The 18197-nt window shown below is 61.6% G+C and carries 14 protein-coding genes; 4 read left to right on the top strand and 10 right to left on the bottom strand.

The features are described 5' to 3' along the window. Nucleotides 1-20: 20 nt before the first annotated feature. The 4 genes from KW841_RS05125 to glgA are packed head-to-tail and all read right to left on the bottom strand — an operon-like array spanning nt 21 to nt 8279. Entirely contained in the window at nt 21-2816 is a 2796-nt protein-coding gene (locus KW841_RS05125) for a malto-oligosyltrehalose synthase (RefSeq protein ID WP_218474136.1), read from the bottom strand. After that, nucleotides 2813-4891, bottom strand: a complete 2079-nt coding sequence (malQ, locus tag KW841_RS05120) for a 4-alpha-glucanotransferase (RefSeq protein ID WP_218474134.1) — start codon at nt 4889-4891, stop codon at nt 2813-2815. Before malQ ends, KW841_RS05125 begins: the two co-directional genes overlap by 4 nt. Next, nucleotides 4884-6683 (bottom strand): malto-oligosyltrehalose trehalohydrolase, encoded by a 1800-nt coding sequence (treZ, locus tag KW841_RS05115; protein WP_218474131.1) that lies wholly within the window; start codon nt 6681-6683, stop codon nt 4884-4886. The genes malQ and treZ overlap by 8 nt, the downstream gene beginning before the upstream one ends. A gap of 12 nt (nt 6684-6695) precedes the next feature. After that, nucleotides 6696-8279: a glycogen synthase GlgA gene (glgA, locus tag KW841_RS05110; protein ID WP_126045985.1), complete on the bottom strand. Its 1584-nt coding sequence runs from the start codon at nt 8277-8279 to the stop codon at nt 6696-6698. Nucleotides 8280-8838: 559 nt separating this feature from the next. Between glgA and KW841_RS05105 the strand changes: the two genes are divergently transcribed. Both KW841_RS05105 and nudC read left to right on the top strand, forming a co-directional pair. Then, nucleotides 8839-9651, top strand: coding sequence for a crotonase/enoyl-CoA hydratase family protein (locus KW841_RS05105; protein ID WP_007974277.1), 813 nt, complete (start codon nt 8839-8841; stop codon nt 9649-9651). Nucleotides 9652-9657: 6 nt separating this feature from the next. After that, a complete protein-coding gene (gene nudC, locus KW841_RS05100) occupies nt 9658-10488 on the top strand; it encodes an NAD(+) diphosphatase (protein ID WP_218474129.1) in 831 nt (276 codons plus the stop codon). Here the strand turns inward: nudC and KW841_RS05095 are convergent. The 3 genes from KW841_RS05095 to KW841_RS05085 all read right to left on the bottom strand — a co-directional run bounded on the left by KW841_RS05095 (nt 10456) and on the right by KW841_RS05085 (nt 12521). Beyond that, on the bottom strand, nt 10456-11235 hold the full coding sequence (locus KW841_RS05095; RefSeq protein WP_007974280.1) for a TSUP family transporter: 780 nt from the start codon (nt 11233-11235) through the stop codon (nt 10456-10458). The genes nudC and KW841_RS05095 overlap by 33 nt on opposite strands. A gap of 190 nt (nt 11236-11425) precedes the next feature. After that, nucleotides 11426-11902, bottom strand: coding sequence for a nuclear transport factor 2 family protein (locus KW841_RS05090; RefSeq protein ID WP_218474126.1), 477 nt, complete (start codon nt 11900-11902; stop codon nt 11426-11428). Between the two features lie 55 nt (nt 11903-11957). Then, on the bottom strand, nt 11958-12521 hold the full coding sequence (locus KW841_RS05085; RefSeq protein ID WP_218474123.1) for a TetR/AcrR family transcriptional regulator: 564 nt from the start codon (nt 12519-12521) through the stop codon (nt 11958-11960). Nucleotides 12522-12738: 217 nt separating this feature from the next. On the opposite strand from KW841_RS05085, the gene pssA reads away from it, so the two are divergent. Continuing rightward, on the top strand, nt 12739-14082 hold the full coding sequence (pssA, locus tag KW841_RS05080; RefSeq protein WP_007974285.1) for a CDP-diacylglycerol--serine O-phosphatidyltransferase: 1344 nt from the start codon (nt 12739-12741) through the stop codon (nt 14080-14082). Between the two features lie 163 nt (nt 14083-14245). Further along, nucleotides 14246-15262, top strand: coding sequence for an AraC family transcriptional regulator (locus KW841_RS05075; RefSeq protein WP_218474580.1), 1017 nt, complete (start codon nt 14246-14248; stop codon nt 15260-15262). A gap of 27 nt (nt 15263-15289) precedes the next feature. On the opposite strand, the gene KW841_RS05070 is transcribed toward KW841_RS05075, so the two are convergent. The 3 genes from KW841_RS05070 to KW841_RS05060 form a co-directional block, all read right to left on the bottom strand. After that, nucleotides 15290-15760, bottom strand: a complete 471-nt coding sequence (locus KW841_RS05070) for an LEA type 2 family protein (RefSeq protein WP_218474121.1) — start codon at nt 15758-15760, stop codon at nt 15290-15292. A 67-nt stretch (nt 15761-15827) separates the two neighbouring features. Then, nucleotides 15828-17291, bottom strand: coding sequence for a nucleobase:cation symporter-2 family protein (locus KW841_RS05065; RefSeq protein WP_218474118.1), 1464 nt, complete (start codon nt 17289-17291; stop codon nt 15828-15830). A 97-nt stretch (nt 17292-17388) separates the two neighbouring features. Continuing rightward, entirely contained in the window at nt 17389-18096 is a 708-nt protein-coding gene (locus KW841_RS05060) for an HPP family protein (protein WP_007974292.1), read from the bottom strand. Nucleotides 18097-18197: the final 101 nt, after the last annotated feature.

Raw genomic sequence — 18197 nt, 5'->3', positions numbered from 1 at the left:
GCAATGCTCCTGAACTGAACTCAAGTGTGGTGAGTTTGAATAATGAGATTGACCGGGAAATCCCCCAGCGCGGTGCTGATCAGCAGCTCTCTGTGTTTTGTGACTTTGATGCCGGTAAAAAGTCCCTTCAGATGTTCGTCGGCAACGGTGAACGGCAGTTTGACCCGGGTATCGCCCCACAGCGGCGCGTGGACCTGGGGTACGGCACTGTTTTCCAGCAGTTCGGCACAGCGTATCGGCACAATCACAATGGCGCGTTCTCCCTCCCGTTCGCGGACAAATCCCAGCACACGATGGGCCTCGCTGCCCAGCACTTCCAGAGCCCGGTAAGTGCCATGCCGAAACAGCTCGGCATGTTCGGCACGCAGGCCCAGGGTGCGCGCAATCAGGGTTTGCTTGATGCGCCCGTCCTGCCAGTTCGACAACAGGTCCGGCAGGTCTATCGTGTGCTGCAGTGCCTGCTGGCGGCTGGCGAAATCCACGGGGCGACGGTTGTCCGGGTCGACCAGGCTGAAGTCCCAGAAATCGTTGCCCTGATACAAGTCCGGCACGCCGGGCACGGTCATGCGCAGCAAGGTTTGCGCCAAACCGTTAAGGGCACCGGGGGCGGCAATCAAACGGGCCGCCTTGGCCAGGGCCGAACGCAGCAGCTCACCTTCGGGGCTGAGCAACAGGCGCTGGATAAAGTCCTCGGTCGCTTGCTCGTAAGCGTCATTGGGCGCGCTCCAGCTGCTTTGCAGCTTGGCTTCGCGCAGGGCCTTGCGCTGCCATTGCCAGAGGCGTTTGGCGTAGTCCTCGAGCGCCGGCGGATTATCGAAAGCCAACTCCAGCGGCCAACTGCCGAGGATCGCCTGGTAGAGAATCAACTCATCGCCCGCCGAGGGCACTTGATCGTCCTGGCGCAAGGGCCGGGCGAGGGCGCGCCACAGGCCGATCTGCTCGGTGTACCAGCCGCTGCGCTCACTCAGTACCGCCAGCCGCGCGCGTGAGTCTTCGCCACGCTTGTGGTCGTGGGTGGCACTGGCCAGCAGATTGTCGGGGAAGGTTTCAAGGCGCTCGATGCAGGCGCGATGAAAGTCGGCCACCGGCGCACTGAACTGCTCGGTGCTGAACCCCACGTCATTGCGCGAGAGCAGGACAGCCGAACGATAGAACGCGGTGTCTTCCACCGCTTTCGCAGCGGCTGGCGAGGTCAGTTGCTGGAAACGCACGCAGGCGTGCTTGAGGCGTTTGCGCTGACGACCGGCCGGGCGTTGCCGCCAGGGCTCGCCACCGAGCCAGCCGGCCAGGCAGTCGAGCACCGGCCAGTCTGCCTCGCCCAGTGTCTGACGGGCGCCGTCCATGGCCTGCTGGAAAAACACCTCGTCCTGGCCTGTCCGGCCAAGGGGGCTGATGTAGGTGCGGTACACCGGGAAATGCACGATCAGCGCCTGCAAGGCCCGGCGAATGGCGCCGAGCGTCAGGTCGCGACTCATGAGATTGTCCCGGGCCACTTGCAGCAAGGCCTGGGCGACGCTTTCGAAATCGCCGGCCAGGGAACCGTTGAGGATTTGCTGGCGGGCCAGTTGTGCTTCCTGGGAGAAGTCAGCGGGCCGCTCACTGTGGCGCTGCCAGAGTTCGGCCAGTGTCTGCGCGCCCCGTGGGTCGTGTTGCAACAGTGACAGTTGGTTCATGAATTCATAACCGGTGGTGCCGTCCACCGACCAGTCGAGGTGCAGGGACTCGCCTTTGCCGAGGATTTTTTCAACATAGATGGGCAAATGGCGGCCCGCACACAGACTGTCGACCCGGCGCCGCAGCTTTCGGCAGTAGCCCCGCGGGTCGGCGAGGCCGTCGATGTGGTCGATGCGTAACCCATCGATCAGCCCCTCGGCCACCAGTTTGAAGATCTTCGCGTGGGTGGCTTCGAACACCGCAGGACGCTCGACGCGCAATCCGCCCAGTTCGTTGATATCAAAGAAGCGCCGCCAGTTGATGTCATCGGCGGCCGTGCGCCAGCTGGCGAGGCGATAGCTCTGGCGCTCCAGCAGGTTGTGCAGGCGCTGGAAGCCTTCGTGGGTCACTGAGTCGTAGTGCTTCAGGTGCCGGTCAATGGCTTGAGCAATAAGCGGATCGCTGACCAGATCGCGCAGTCCCGCCTTCAGCGGTATGGCCAGGCTGTGGGCGTCGGTCTGATAGCTCAGGGTGCTGAAGCGATCGGCCAGGTTTTTCAGTTGTTCGGCCTGCTCCGTATCGAGCGCTGCATCGGTTTTGAGCAGCTCGCCGTAGTCCCGGGGGCAAATGGGAAAGCGATGTTCGTAGTGCTCGACATGGAAGCTGCCGTGCCAGGCATCGAAGCGCAAGGGCAGGGTGCCGTCCTGCAACGCCACACCGTAATCGCTGCCCAGGAACGGCAGGAGCAGTTGGCCTTCCATCAACGGATCGGGAGAGTGCCACTGGATGTCGAAAAACTCGCCATAGGGACTCAGGCGTCCCCACTCCAACAGGTCCAGCCACCAGGGATTGTCAGCGCCGCCGACCGCCATGTGGTTGGAGACTATGTCGAGGATCAATCCCATTTCCTGCTCGTGCAAGGCGTTGACCAGGCTGCGCAGCGCCACTTCGCCACCCAGTTCCGGGTTGACCCTGGTCGGGTCCACCACGTCATAGCCATGCATCGATCCGGCTCGGGCACGCAACAGCGGGGAGGCGTAGACATGGCTGATGCCCAGGCGTGCGAAATACGGCACCAGCGGCACCGCGTCTTCCAGCGTGAAGCCTTTATGAAATTGCAGGCGCAGCGTCGCGCGCAGTGGGCGGGTCGGCTGTCGGGTCATCGGTCACGCTCGGCCGCCTGCAGTCGCGCACAGGCGAGCAGTTCCAGGCGCCGCGCGGCATCCGGTCCATCGAGCAGGGCTTCGCTGTAGCCGGGCAAGCGCCGCGACCAGTTCGGGTGGGTGTCGATGGTGCCGGGCAGGTTGGCCTGTTGTTCCACGCCAAGGGCATCTTCCAGCGGCAAGAGCACCAAGGGTGCCCGGGTATGACCGAGAAATCGCACGCTGGCGTCGAGCACCTGGTCGGTTTCGTGGGATTCTTCGCGAAAGTTCTGCGGGTCCTGGCTCAACGCCCGGCGCAGGCCCTCGCGCTCGCGCTCGCGATGCTGGCGCCATTCGATCTCACCGCTGGCGTCGACCATGCCGAGCCGGGCGTTCCAGTCGATGTCGCGGCCATGCCACCAGCCGTTGAGGGTGGGCAGGTCATGGGTGCTGGTGGTCGCCAGGGCGTTGTCCGGCCAGTCGAGGATCGGCTTGAAGTGCGTGTTGTCCTGCTCGAACAGCAGCACCCGCATGCCGAGCATCGAACGGGCGATGAGTTTTTCCCGCAGGCCGTCCGGCACGGTGCCGAGGTCTTCGCCGAGGACGATGGCCTGGTGCCGATGGGATTCCAGGGTCAACAAGCGCAGCAGGTCGTCCACCGGGTAATACAGGTAGGCGCCATCGGCTGGCGGTGAGCCGTTGGGGATCACCCACAGCCGCTGCAGTCCCATGACGTGATCGATACGCAAGCCACCGCAATGGGCGAAATTGGCCCGCAGCATTTCGATGAACGCCCGGAAACCATTGCGCACCAGGCCTTCAGGGGAGAACGCGGAAATTCCCCAGCCCTGGCCCGTGCGGTTGAGTATGTCCGGTGGCGCACCGACGGTGAGGGACGCGAGCAGTTCGTCCTGCCGGCTCCAGGCCTGGCTGCCGCCGCCATCGGCACCGACGGCCAGGTCGGCGATCAGGCCGATGCTCATGCCGCTGGCACGGGCGGCGGTTTGCGCGCGTTCCAGGCAGCGAGTGATCAGCCACTGGCAGAAGGCGAAGAAGCCGATACGCCCGGCATTCTCTTCGGCAAAAGCCGCGAGTTCGGCGCTGCGCGGATTACGCCAGGGTTCGGGCCACAGTCGCCAGTCGAGGCCTTCACCGCGGGCGGCGCGTGCCTCCTGTATGGCTTCGAAGCGACAGTGGTTTTCCAGCGCTTCGCCGGCAGCGTGACGAAAACTGCTGAAGTCTTCGTGCAAGGGGTGTTCACCCTGGACAAAACCTTCGTACAGCGACTGCAACAGCCGATGCTTGGCTTCGGCGGCGGCCGGCCAGTCAATCAGCGCACGCTCCTCCAGCGCCTTGAGCTCAATGGCCAGCCCGGTTGCATCGATCGCGGTGCGCAGGGCGCGCTCGCCGAGAATGGTGCCGGGGGCGCAGTAAAGGCTGTTGAGAAACAAACGGCTGGACGGCGAATACGGGCTGTAGCGTTGGGTGTCATTGGAAAACATCGCATGCAAGGGGCTGATCGCCAGCGCCTCGGCGCCACGTTCACCGGCCACTCGGGCGAGGTCCTCCAGCGCCTGGGTGTCACCAAACCCGCCATCGCCGGGGCGGCGCAAGGCATACAATTGCACGCTCAGGCCCCAGGCACGGGGGATCGGGTTATCCACGGCATCGGCGACGCTGTAACAACGGGGTGGCGCCACCGCCAGGGTGAAGGTTTGTCCGTCGATACTGACCTGTTGATAGCCGACCGGTACCAGCCCCGGCAGCTTTGCGTTGGCGTCCAGCTTGAGGTTGAGCCGTGAACCGTCTTCAAGGTGGATTTCGCAAGGGGTTTCAGGTGCAAAGAAATGCGCCAGATCCAGGCCAACTCCAACATCGGCGGTGATCAATGGCGGCAAGTGATGGGTCTGCTGCACCGCTTGCAATTCCAGCAGGCTGGCGTCGATTTCCTGGGCGCTGCCTGCCGGGTGGCCAAGGCCGGTCAGCACATTGCGCAACACCGAAGGTGCGACTTTTTGCGGGCGGCCGTTGGCGTCGATCCAGTCGACCGCAAGGCCGGCACGGCTGGCCAGAATTTCCAGTTGCGCATCACTCATGGACGCTCTCCATACGAACTAGCAAAGGGGCTGCGGCGGTGAGGCTGACAAGCGCGCAATACGGGGCAAGGGTGCCCTGTTCCAGTAGATCGGCGCTCTTTGGCGGGTATTCGAACACCCGCGCAGCACCGGTCTGTGAGGTGTGGACTACGGGCTTGTCGCTGAGGTTCAGGTCAATGCGCAGCTCGCTGCCATCGCCCAGGCGCCAGGCGGCACTGACCGCGCCTTCGCCCAGCTCGTCAGCTCCCAATGCCTGCGTGCCCGGCAAGTGGGGAATGAGCAGCCGGTGACGGAGCTGCAACAGCCGGCGATACAGGTCGTGCATCTCTGCATGGCCGGTCGAAGGCAGGACAGGACGGGACGCTGCAAACGTCTGCGGATCGTTCGGGTCAGGAATGTGTTCGCGCAGGAGTGGGTCGGCAAACACGCTGAAGGCTGCGAACTCGTTGCGGCGGCCGTCCCGAACCAATTTTGCCAACTCACCGTGATGGCTGGTGAAAAACAGGAAGGGTTGCTCGACGGCGAACTCGTCGCCCATGAACAGCAGCGGAATCATCGGTGACAACAGCAGCAACACCGTGGCGGCCCGCAGCGCTTGCGGGTGGGCGAGTTGATGCAGGCGCTCGCCGAAGGCCCGGTTGCCGATCTGGTCATGGTTCTGCAGGAACAGGATGAAGGCGCCGGGAGGCAAGTGCCCGCTGGGTTCACCGCGTGCCACGCCATGGCGATTGATATGACCCTGGAACACGAAACCCTGGCTCAGGCAACGCGCCAGTTGTTCGGTGGGGTTGTGCGCGTAGTCGGCGTAATAGGCCTCGGTTTCGCCGGTCAGTAACACATGCAGGGCATTGTGGCCGTCATCGTTCCACTGCGCGTCGTAACCCTGTTCGAGCAGTCCGGCCTGATTGTGTTCGTTCTCCACCATCAGCCACACATGTCGCGCCGGTCCCGTCTGCCGGCGCACCCGTTGCGCCAGTTCCTGGAGGAAATCCGGATCTTCAATGGCGTGCACCGCGTCCAGGCGCAAACCGTCGAAACGGTATTCGAGCAGCCACATCAAGGCGTTTTCGATGAAGAAGTCCCGTACTTCGCGGCGGCGGAAGTCGATGGCCGCGCCCCACGGCGTCTGTTTGTCTTCGCGAAAGAAGCCCTTGGCATAACGATGCAGGTAATTGCCGTGCGGACCGAAGTGGTTGTAGACCACGTCGAGAATCACCGCCAGGCCATGACCGTGGGCGGTGTCGATCAAGTGTTTGAGCTGCTCGGGTGACCCGTATGAAGCCTGGGGCGCGTAGGGGAGGACACCGTCATACCCCCAATTGCGCTCACCGGGAAACTGCGCGATGGGCATCAGTTCGATCGCGGTGACGCCCAGTTCGACCAGGCGCGCCAGATGCTGCTCGACGGCGCTGAAACCGCCGAGCGTACCGACGTGCAGTTCGTAGATCACCGCTTCGTTCCACGGCCGTCCCGACCAGGCACTGTGTTGCCAGGCATAGGCCAGCGGATCGACCACCACACTGTGTCGGTCGATATCGCCGTCCTGAGCGCGGGAAGCCGGGTCGGGCACTTCCAGTTCGCCGTCGATGCTGTAGCGGTAAAGCGTGCCCGCTGCGCATCGGATGTTGCTCACGAACCAGCCGTCGGCCTGGGGCAGCAACGGCAAGGACTGTCCATGTTCCAGTTCGACACTGACGTAAAACGCATCTGGCGCCCACAACGCAAATTGCGTGTGCTCTGCGTCCAGCATGATTGCGCCGTGGGGCCAGGTCTCAAGGGTCCGTAACGGCATCTTGAAAGCCTCTTACTGTTTGTTCGATTTCCCCAACGCTTTCGCCACAAGCTGTTCATAGAGTTCGGCGTAGGGTTCGACCGCCTTGCACCAGTTGAATGGCGCTGCCATGGCCCGGCAGCGCATGGCGTGCAGCAGGTCGGGGAAGGCGAACACCTTGAACGCGCGGCTCAGGGCTTCCTGGTAGCTCTGCACCGTTGATTCATCGAACAGGAAGCCGGTCACGCCGTTTTCGATGGTGTCGGCCAGGCCGCCGGTATTGCGCGCCACCGGTAACGAGCCGAAGCGCTGGGCGTACATCTGGCTCAGACCGCAGGGCTCGTAACGCGAAGGCATCAGCAGGAAGTCGCTGCCGGCGAACATGCGCCGGGCATCGGTTTCATTAAAGCCGATGCGCACGCCGATCTGGCCGGGGAAACGCAGGGCCAGTTCGCGCATCGATTGTTCTTCTTCCGGCTCGCCACGACCGATGATCGCGATCTGCCCACCGGATTTGACGATGTATTCGGAGACCGCTTCGGTCAGGTCCAGGCCTTTCTGATAGACCAGGCGCGACACCACGGCGAACAGCGGCCCTTCGGAGTCTTGCAGGCCGAACAGCTCGCGCACATGGGCGGCGTTCACCGCCTTGCCATCCCAGTCGCCAATTTCGAACGGGCAGAACAGGTGCGGGTCGGTGGCCGCATCCCAGCTTTCATCGATGCCGTTGGGAATCCCGCTGAGCAGGCCTTGCTGGGTCTTGGCGGCGAGGAAACCGTCGAGTCCGCAGCCGAAATCCGGGGTGGTGATTTCCTGGGCGTAGGTCGCGCTGACAGTGGTGATGTGGCTCGAGTAGGCCATGCCGGCCTTGAGGAACGACATCTTGCCATAGAACTCCATGCCTTCCTGTTGCAGCGCGTGATGGGGAATGCCCAGTTCGGGGCACGAGCCAAGGCTGGTCACGCCTTGATAAGCGAGGTTGTGAATGGTGAACAGCGTTGGCGTCCGCTGTCCGCGCCAGTGCATGTAGGCCGGGGCCAGACCGGCCGGCCAGTCGTGGGCGTGCACCAGGTCCGGGCACCAGTGGATTTGCGCCAGGTTGGCGGCGATGTCGGCCGCCGCCAGGCCCAGGCGGGCGAAACGGATATGGTTGTCCGGCCAGTCACGGCCGTTGTTGGCGCCGTAGGGTGAACCTTCGCGCTCGTAGAGTTCGGGGCAGATCAGTACGTAAATGACCAGACCATCGGGCATGTCCATGCGCCCGATCTTGCACGGTGGCAACGCGGCATGACCGCCGAGTTCACCGATGATATGAATGGGGTTCTCGCTGTGCAGCACCTGCGGGTAACCCGGGATCAACACCCGCACATCGTGCAGATGGGCCATGGCCCGTGGCAGCGCCGCGGAAACGTCGCCCAGGCCACCGGTTTTCACCAGGTCGGCAATTTCCGAGGTCACGAACAACACTTTCTTACGGTTAGGATTCTGGTGGGCTGCCGGAGTCAGCGTCCTGGTGCCGGGCACGCTGACGGGTTGGGTGTTCGCGGCAGTTACGGCGCTCGATTCGCCGACCTGATGAGCACGTTCTCCCTGTATTTCCAAAGCCGTACTGATCATATGAATCTCCCGTGCTGTTGATCTAATTCTTAGGTCTGGCAAACGGTGTTTCATGGCCAATTCCCTTGGCCGGGCAAAAAAGCGCTGCGCATCAGTGAGCAAGCGCTGCCCGATGCGTCGAAGCAAAAGGGGTGAATGAGCCGTTGCAAAGATTGCACCAGTCGCAACGCACCTTCTTGTCAGAGGACCGATCGGGAATGGAAAAAGTTTCGACTATTTTTCCACTTTATGACCGACCGGTTTCGCTTTGAGAAAATGAGTCTAGGCCAGAACTTAGAGCGGTAAAGGGCCGTTGGCAAAATTGTTCGACAATCGGTTTGTAACGGTACGGACGTGCCTGATCGAGGTGCAAACGCCCCGACGAAGTGCATGTTTTTTTGCGTTTTTGCCGCAAAAAGTCACCGGGCGGTCACATGAATGTGCGACGTGATCGAGCGGCTGCGCACCAATGCGGTGCGTGCGCTAAGTCCCGGATTTGGCTGAACCGCTGCCTTACTGCCGGTCGCGATGCCTTGTTATAGTTCGGGCCTCGTTTTCTGCCCGCAAAAGGATCAATGGAATGTCTCAGTACAGCGCGTTCAACGTCGAACTGGTCGATAAAATCGCCCATGTGCAGATCAACCGACCGGAGAAGATCAACTCGATGAACGCTGCTTTCTGGAGCGAGATCGTCGAGATCTTCCAGTGGATCGACGACACCGATGAAGTGCGCGTGGTGGTCCTCAGTGGTGCAGGCAAGCATTTCTCCTCGGGTATCGACCTGATGATGCTGGCCGGTGTGGCCAATGAACTGGGCAAGGACGTTGGTCGCAATGCGCGGCTGTTGCGGCGCAAGATCCTTACCCTGCAAGCGTCGTTCAATGCCGTCGACAACTGCCGTAAACCGGTACTTGCAGCGATTCAGGGCTACTGCCTCGGTGGCGCCATCGACCTGATTGCCGCGTGCGACATGCGTTATGCCGCTGAGGACGCACAGTTCTCGATCAAGGAAATCGACATCGGCATGGCCGCCGACGTTGGCACGCTGCAACGCTTGCCGCGGATCATCGGTGACGGCATGCTGCGCGAACTGGCTTACACTGGTCGCACCTTTGGCGCCGACGAAGCGCGGAGCATGGGCCTGGTCAATCGCGTCTACAGCGACAACGCCAGCCTGCTCGACGGCGTCATGGGCATTGCCCGCGAAATCGCCGGTAAGTCGCCGATCGCCGTCACCGGCACCAAGGAGATGATCAGCTACATGCGTGACCATCGCATCGATGACGGCCTCGAATACATCGCCACCTGGAACGCCGCCATGCTGCAGTCCACCGATCTGCGCGTGGCCATGGCCGCCCATATGAGCAAACAGAAACCCGAATTTCTGGATTGATTAACCATGATTCCTCGCTGGACCACTGCAGTACTGGACACCGATCACCCCGGCGGCTGGGCCGTCGCGCGCAGCCCCGAAGGCTTTCTGTTCGATGACAATGGCGCACTGTTTCCACGCGAATGGCTGAAGCGTCAGGATCTGCCGATTCTTGCCGAACACGGCATCGGTCATCTCGATGGCGAGCCGGTCTATCTGCTGGAACTGCGCAGTCAAGGCGAAGTGCCGGGCTGCAACTGGAAAGGCTTGCGGGCGTTCATGCTCGAAGGCGATCACACGGTCTACAAGGTGCTTGGTTACGCCGCACAGATCGGCACCTGGGCCCGCGAACACCGCTTTTGCGGCAATTGCGGCCAGGCGACCCATCAGGTGGTGCGTGAGCGGGCGATGTACTGCCAGCCGTGTGACTTGCGCTATTACCCGCGGATTTCACCGAGCATGATCGTACTGGTGACCCGTGGCGACGAGATTCTGCTGGGACGTTCGCCACGTTTTGTGCCAGGGGTCTACAGCACCCTGGCCGGGTTTGCCGAGCCGGGCGAATCGGCCGAGGACTGCCTGATTCGCGAGGTTCGCGAAGAGGTGAGCATCGAGGTCAGGAACATCCAGTACATGGGCAGCCAGTGCTGGCCGTTCCCGCACTCGATGATGCTCGGCTTTCATGCCGAGTACGCCAGTGGCGAAATCGTTTGCCAGGAAGACGAGATCGAGGATGCCCAGTGGTTCAACGTGCACGCGCTGCCGCCGTTGCCGGCGTCGCGCTCGATTGCCCGTTACCTGATCGACGTCTACGTGGCGCGGCGTTTAGGCCACGCTGAACCAGTGCTGCCAGGCTAGGCGCACGGTCAGACCCAACACCACGGTGATGAACACCGGACGAATGAATTTCGCGCCGCCGCTGATGGCGGTGCGGGCGCCGAAGAAGGCGCCGACCATCAATGACGAGCCCATGCACAGGCCGATGATCCAGTCCACCTGACCGGAAAAGATGAAGATCGACAGCGCCGCTGCGTTGCTGACGAAGTTCATGCTACGCGCCACGCCGCTGGCCTTCACCAGGTCGATGGGGTAGAGCAACAGGCTGCTCACGGTCCAGAACGCGCCCGTGCCGGGACCGGCCACGCCGTCATAGAAACCGAGGCTGAAGCCCTGGGTCGACTGCCACGTTTTCTTGATCGGTGCATCGCTGTCCGTCGGCGCTTTCGGCGTGCCGCCAAACAAAAGATAGACACCGCAGGCGAAGACGATCACCGGCAGCATTTTGTTCAGCCACTCCGCTGGCAGGTAGTGCGCGACCACGGCACCGGTCAGCGCGCCGACCAGGGTACCGACGATGGCGTGCACCCATTGCGCGGGGTGGAACAGCTTGCGCCGATAGAAGGTGAAACTGGCAATCGCCGAGCCGAAGGTCGAACTGAGCTTGTTGGTGCCCAGTACCAGGTGCGGCGGCAAGCCGGCGGTCAACAGCGCCGGGGTGGTCAACAGCCCACCGCCACCAGCGATGGCGTCGATGAAACCGGCAACAAAAGCGACAAGGGCCAGGATGGCCAGGGTGGAGAGGTCAACACTGAGTTCGAAAGGCATGGGATCGGCTTATTCGGCGGGTGCAGAAAGAGGCTGCGGGGAAGGGCAGCATCTTAACCACCTGCACAACACAAAACCAATGTGGGAGCGAGCTTGCTCGCGAAAGCGGTGTGTCAGCCAACGTCAATGTTGGATCTGATGGCCCCTTCGCGGGCAAGCCCGCTCCCACAGGGATCAGCGTCAGGTCGGATTACAGGCCCAGATCCGACAGGCTCGGATGATCGTCAGGACGACGCCCCAGCGGCCAGTGGAACTTGCGCTCGCTTTCCTTGATCGGCATGTCGTTGATGCAGGCAAAGCGACGGGCCATCAGGCCGTCCTCGTTGAACTCCCAGTTTTCGTTGCCGTAGGAACGGAACCAGTTGCCCGAGTCGTCGTGCCATTCATAGGCATAACGTACGGCGATGCAGTTGTCGGTAAAGGCCCAGAGTTCCTTGATCAGTCGATAATCCAGCTCCTTGGCCCATTTGCGGGTCAGGAAGCCTTTGGCTTCTTCGCGGTTATGGGCGAACTCGGCGCGGTTTCGCCACTGGGTGTCCAGGGTGTAGGCCAGGGACACGCGCTGCGGATCGCGGGAATTCCAGCCATCCTCAGCCAGGCGAACTTTTTCAATGGCCGATTCACGGGTGAAAGGGGGCAATGGCGGACGAACTTCGGCATTAGACATTTCAAGTCTCCGTATCAAGTTAAAGTTAAAACAATTGTCGAGCTTGATCAGGTTGCTACAGGTCCAATAACTTTCGCGCCATGCATTGCGCATTATCGGCGGCACTGTGATCACCCGTTACAAGCGCCACGGTAATGGCACCATCGATCAGGATCAGCAGCTGTCTGGCCAGCGTCTGCGGATCCTCGGCACCATGTTCGGTACACAGCTCGCACACGTAGTCGAGCAGTTTCTGTTTATGTTCTTTGGCGACCAGGCGCACCGGGTCTTGCGGGTCGCCGGTTTCGCCACTGGTGTTGATGAAGGCGCAGCCGCGAAAGCCTTCGCTGGCGAACCACGACTTGAGTACGGTAAACAGGTTCAGCAGCCGCCCGGCCGGCGTCGGTGCCTGGCCGACTTCGCTGCGGTACCAGTGCATCCAGCGCTGATCGCGGCGTTGCAGGGCGGCCACGACCAGTTCGTCCTTGTTGGCGAAGTAGCGGTAAATGCTTTTTCTCGAGACACCGGCGGTTTTCACCAGGAGATCCATGCCAGTGGCGGCTATGCCACTTTTGTAGATCAACTTTTCGGTGACATCCAGAATGATGTCGCGTGTGTCATTGCTATTGATTTCGTTCATGTGGAATACAGTAGAACGATCGTTCTCCATGGTCAATTATTATTTTTATAGCGCCTGGTAAATGGTCTTCGCGAGCAGGCTCGCTCCCACAGGGGGAATGCATTTCAATGTGGGAGCGAGCCTGCTCGCGAAGGGGGCATTACAGACAGTAACAAGACCCAAAGCTATCGATGGTGTAAGCTCTCAGGCTCTTCGGATTCGACCCATTGCGAGCCCTATGCCGTCGCTTTTCAAACGTTCCCTGCTGCCCAAGCTGCGCAGTTTTCCGCTGACGGCCGATGCCGTCGGCATCCTTTCCGGCGCTGCCGAATTCCGTCGTTGCCTGCTTGAGCAAATCGCCAGCGCGACCCGGCGCATTTACATCGTTGCGCTGTACCTGCAACAGGATGAAGCCGGTCAGGAAATTCTCGATGCCTTGCACGCGGCCAAACTGGCACGTCCGGAACTGGACGTGGTGGTGGTCGTCGACTGGCTGCGCGCCCAGCGCGGCCTGATCGGTGCCGGCAAGCAACCGGGCAACTCGGCCTGGTACCAGGAGATGACCCGCACCCACGAAAGCGTGGTGCCGATCTATGGCGTCCCGGTACAAACCCGCGAACTGTTCGGTGTGCTGCACCTCAAAGGCTTCGTGATCGATGACTGCGTGATCTACAGCGGCGCGAGCCTGAACAACGTCTACCTGCACAAATTCGACAAGTACCGCTACGACCGCTATCACGTGCTGCACAATCGCGAACTGGCCGATTCGATGCAGCACCTGGTGCAGCACGGCCTGGTGGCCTCCAAAGCGGTGCACCGCCTCGACCTGCCGAACCTGCCGACGACCCGCAGCCTGCGCAATGACATCGGTGACCTGCGCAGCCGGCTCAAGCACGCGGCGTACGACACCACGCGAGGCACCACCGACCGGACCGGTCTGTCCGTCAGCCCATTGCTCGGCGTCGGCAAGAACAATCCGCTGAACCGGGTGATCTGCGAGTTGATCGCCAGCGCCCAGCAGCAGCTGACCATTTGCACGCCGTACTTCAACCTGCCGCTGGCGATCATCCGAGAGATCAACCGCGCGCTGGCCCGTGGGGTGAAGATCGACATTGTGGTCGGTGACAAGACGGCCAATGACTTCTACATTCCGCCGAGCGAACCGTTCCGGGTCATATCGGCGCTGCCGTACCTGTACGAAATCAGCTTGCGCCGGTTTGCCAAGCGTCATCAGCGCAACATCGACAGCGGTCAGTTGAACCTGCACCTGTGGCTTGATGGTGACAACACCTATCACCTCAAGGGCATGTGGATCGATCGGCGCTATACCTTGCTGACCGGCAACAACCTCAACCCGCGGGCGTTCCGGCTCGATCTGGAAAACGCCTTGTTGATCGATGATCCGCACGGCGAATGGCTGGAGCCGCGCCGTCAGGAATTGGCGGAGATTTTCCAGCACACCCGGCGAATCGAGCACTTCCAGAACCTGGAAACCCTGGCCGAATACCCAATGGGCGTGGCCAAGTTCCTCAAGCGCGTGAGTCGTGTGCGGATCGAGCGGCTGCTGTACCGGATTCTCTAAAAGATCGCAGCCTGCGGCAGCGCCTACAGGGATTTTGTCCGTTCGCGGCACTTGCGGCGCGTAGGAGCTGCCGCAGGCTGCGATCTTTTGATCTTGCTCGTTTTGGCTTTTGATCTTGCTAATATGCCCCCCACTCGAACAAGAACAGGGCTTGCCGCACTCCATGTCGGAAAAAGACACCATCTCCATCCAACTGGTGCGTGAAGCACTGTTGCAAAGCTGCGCGCCAGGCATCGACAAGGACGAGGTGTTGATCAAGGTCGGCATCGATCCGCAGCTGTTGGGTAACGCCGACGCCCGGGTTCCAGCCACCGCTTATGCGCGCCTGTGGCGATTGCTGGCACGGCGCGGGGATGACGAGTTTTTTGGCATGGACCCACGCAAACTCAAATCCGGCAGCTTCGCATTCCTGTGTCGCAGCGCCATGCTCCAACCCAACGTGGCGGCGGGACTGGCTGGCGGCCTGGCGTTTCTGTCGTTGATCCTCGAACACCTGCCGGCGCAGTTGGTGCGTCAGCAAAGCCTGGCGGAAATCGTCCTGCTCGAAGACGACAGGGAGCCACGCCGGGCCTTCACCTATTTCACCTACTGGATGATCGTCCACGGCGTTGCCTGCTGGCTGGCAGGGCGGCGGATTCCGATTCTGGCCATTGAACTGCGCTGTTCGAAACCGGATTTCTGCGATGACTATCAGGTGATGTTTTCCGAGAACCTGCGTTTCGACCGGCCGCGTACGCGGATGATTTTCTCCGCCGATTGCCTGGATCTGCCGATCAAGCGCAGCCCCGAAGAGCTCAAGCGATTCCTGGCCCTCGCGCCGGCGAACATTCTGGTGAAATACCGTGATCCGCAGAGCCTGGCCAGCCGGATCAAACACGATCTGCGTCACCTGCCGGCCGAGCACTGGCCGGAAACCGAGACCCTGGCGCAACGCCTGTGCATGTCGGCATCGACATTGCGCCGCCGGCTCGCCGAAGAAGGGCAAACCTATCAAGGTCTCAAGGACAGCGTGCGCAAGGAGCTGGCGATCGTCTGGCTGGCCGAGCCGGCGATCAGCTTCAGCGAAATCGCCACGCGGCTGGGGTTCGCTGACACCAGTTCGTTCTACAAGGCCTTTCGCAAGTGGTCAGGGTCAAATCCGGGGCATTACCGCAGCCTGATTCTCAATGACGTCGAGTAGATTCAGCGCCAGCCTGACCCTCTCTCGCTAGCGACTGCCAGTGGTCGACCCCGGCAGATTGAGGGTGCCGCTGTCTACGAAGCGCATCGTGTTGAACAGCCCGCCCGAAAGCTTGCCGCGCAGGATATAAGGCATGTTGTTGAGGGTTTTCATCTGGCTGATGCCATAGGTCTGGCGGATGAACGAAAATGCCGAAACGCTGACCGGCACGCTCACGACGGTGTCGGAAAAACGCCCGATCGAGCCTCTCACATCGGTGACGCCAGAGGCGAATGGCTGACCGTTGATGTCCAGATCCAGGGCGACGCCGCTGTAGGTGAGGTTGTTGTCATTGGGGTTCTGCACGCGGATGGTCACGGCAAAGCGTACTTCCATGCCCTCGCCCTGCAGGGGCTCGATACCCACGACGTTGATTTTCAGCGGGTCTCGATTGGGCAGCGAGGAACAGGCGCTCAGGCAGAGCAGAATGGAAATCAGGACTGCGTGAACGCTGCGCATGGACGTGCTCTCATCTGAAAAAGGGCTGTACCGCCACCGGCTCAGCCCCTGAGCCCGTCCGGCGGTTCTACGGTGCGACCACCGCAGCCTTTGCGGGTTCATCCCTGGTGGTCACATCGGGGTTCTGCATCACCTGAAGCACGGAGGCCTCCGGATCGAATTCGTCTTCTTCCAGCTCGATGAACTCCTCAGGCAGGAAGATATTAAGAACGATAGCGCACAGCGCGCCGACGGTGATGGGCGATTCGAAAATGTTGTGCAGGGCCTTGGGCAGTTCACGCAAGACTTCCGGCACGGCGGCCACCCCCAGGCCCATGCCGATGGAAATCGCCACGATCAGCATGTTGCGCCGATGCAGGCCGGCCTCGGCGAGAATCTTGATCCCGGCCACGGCGACGGTGCCGAACATCACCAGCTCCGCGCCGCCCAGTACCGGTTTGGGCATCAGTTGCAGTACCGCGCCGATCATCGGGAACAGGCCCAGCACCACCAGCAAACCGGCAATGAAAAACGCTACGTAACGACTGGCGACGCCCGTGAGCTGGATCACCCCGTTGTTCTGGGCGAAGGTCACCATTGGCATGCTGTTGAACACCGCCGCCATGGCCGAGTTGAGGCCATCGGCGAGCAGGCCGGACTTGATCCGGCGAATGTACACCGGGCCTTTGACCGGTTGCCGGGAAATCATCGAGTTGGCCGTGAGGTCGCCGGCGGCCTCCAATGGCGAAACGAGGAAGATCACCGCCACCGGAATGAACGCCACCCAATCGAAGGAAAAACCGTACTTGAACGGCACCGGTACGCTCATCAGCGGGACGTCGGGCAGGCTGTTGAAATCCACCTGGCCCATGAGCCAGGCCACCCCGTAACCGAGGGTCAGGCCGATGACAATTGCTCCCAGGCGCAGAAACGGCACGTCGACCCGGTTCAACACCACGATGGTTCCCAGCACCAGCGCCGCAAGGGCCAGGTGACTGGCGGCCCCCAGGTCCTGGGCGCCGAAGCCTCCGGCGATGTCGGTCATGGCCACCTTGATCAGCGACAAACCCATCAGCGTGATGATTGTCCCGGTCACTACCGGGGTGATCAGCATGCGCAGTTTGCCGATGAACTGGCTCAACACCACTTCAATGAACGCGGCAAAAAAACACACGCCGAAGATGGTCGAGAGAATCTCGTCGGTGCCGCCGCCCCGGGCCTTGACCATGAAACCGGCGCTGAGAATCACACTGATGAACGAGAAACTGGTGCCTTGCAGGCACAACAGGCCCGAACCCACCGGACCAAAACGCCGCGCCTGCACGAAGGTGCCCAGGCCCGAGACGAACAACGCCATGCTGATCAGATAGGGAATTTCGCTTTGCAGGCCCAGGGCGCTGCCCATGATCAGCGTCGGGGTGATGATGCCGACGAAACTCGCCAGCACGTGTTGCAGGGCGGCGAAGACAGTGGCGGTCAGGTGCGGACGGTCATCGAGGCCGTAGATCAGGTCATTGTTACGTGGCGCGGGGGCTTTTTCGGAGGCGGTCATGGTGGTTTGCGTGCCAGAAGGCGGGCCGGGTCAGAAAATGGAGGCGCAGGATGCCAGAACCGCCCCGCCACGGCAAAAGATCCTCCAGAACAGGGGCTTACGGACGCGGGGCGAACACCTCGGTGACGCTGCGTCGTTTGGCGTGCAATTGGCTGGCCTGGATCAGCTGTTCGAGGTCCTCGGGCGTGACGTCATAGAAGGCTTCCATGTCCGCCAGCGCCAGTTTCAGGTCTTCAGCGGTGATGGCCTGACTGTCGACGGGCGGGTGATCGGCCGGGATCATGACGGTCGGTTCGCTGCTGCCCTTGGGGTAACGCACGCGGGTCAGGTTGTTGTAGGCGAGGGCGCAGAACAGCATCGTCGCTGCGCTGAGCATGACCGGCTCAATGGCTTTCCAGTCCATGGCAATGGTCACCGGGTCGGCCAGCACCAGGGTCAGGGCCAACGCCCCGGCCGGTGGATGCAGGCAGCGCAACCAACACATCAGCAACACCGCCATGCCCGCCGCCAGACAGGCGCTCCCCAGGGTCCGGCCCAACACATGGGCCACCAGCAGCGCAATCACTGCAGCACACAAGTAGCCACCCAGAATCGACCAGGGCTGTGCGAGCGCTCCCGACGACACGGCAAACAACAGCACCGCCGAGGCCCCGAGCGGGCCGATCAGGTGCTGGGCCACCTCGATGCCAAACACCTGGCTACAGAGCCAGACGCTGAGCAGCGTGCCCAAGGCCATGCCGATGGCGGCACGGCTCCATTCGGTGGGGCGGGTGTTGATGGCGACGGGCAACCAGCGGGCAAGCATTGCGAGAAAACTCCGGCAGAAAAAAGCGAGGTAAAAAAAGGGCTTAGCTGGGAAACCCAGAAAGCCCTTGAAGGTGTTCCAACTGTTGGGGGAGGAACACG

The organism is Pseudomonas sp. PDM28 (genome assembly GCF_019219115.1).
Taxonomy (GTDB): Bacteria; Pseudomonadota; Gammaproteobacteria; order Pseudomonadales; family Pseudomonadaceae; genus Aquipseudomonas; species Aquipseudomonas laurylsulfatiphila.
Note: the sequence above shows the minus strand (reverse complement) of the source record. Positions and strands in the feature narration are given on the sequence as shown.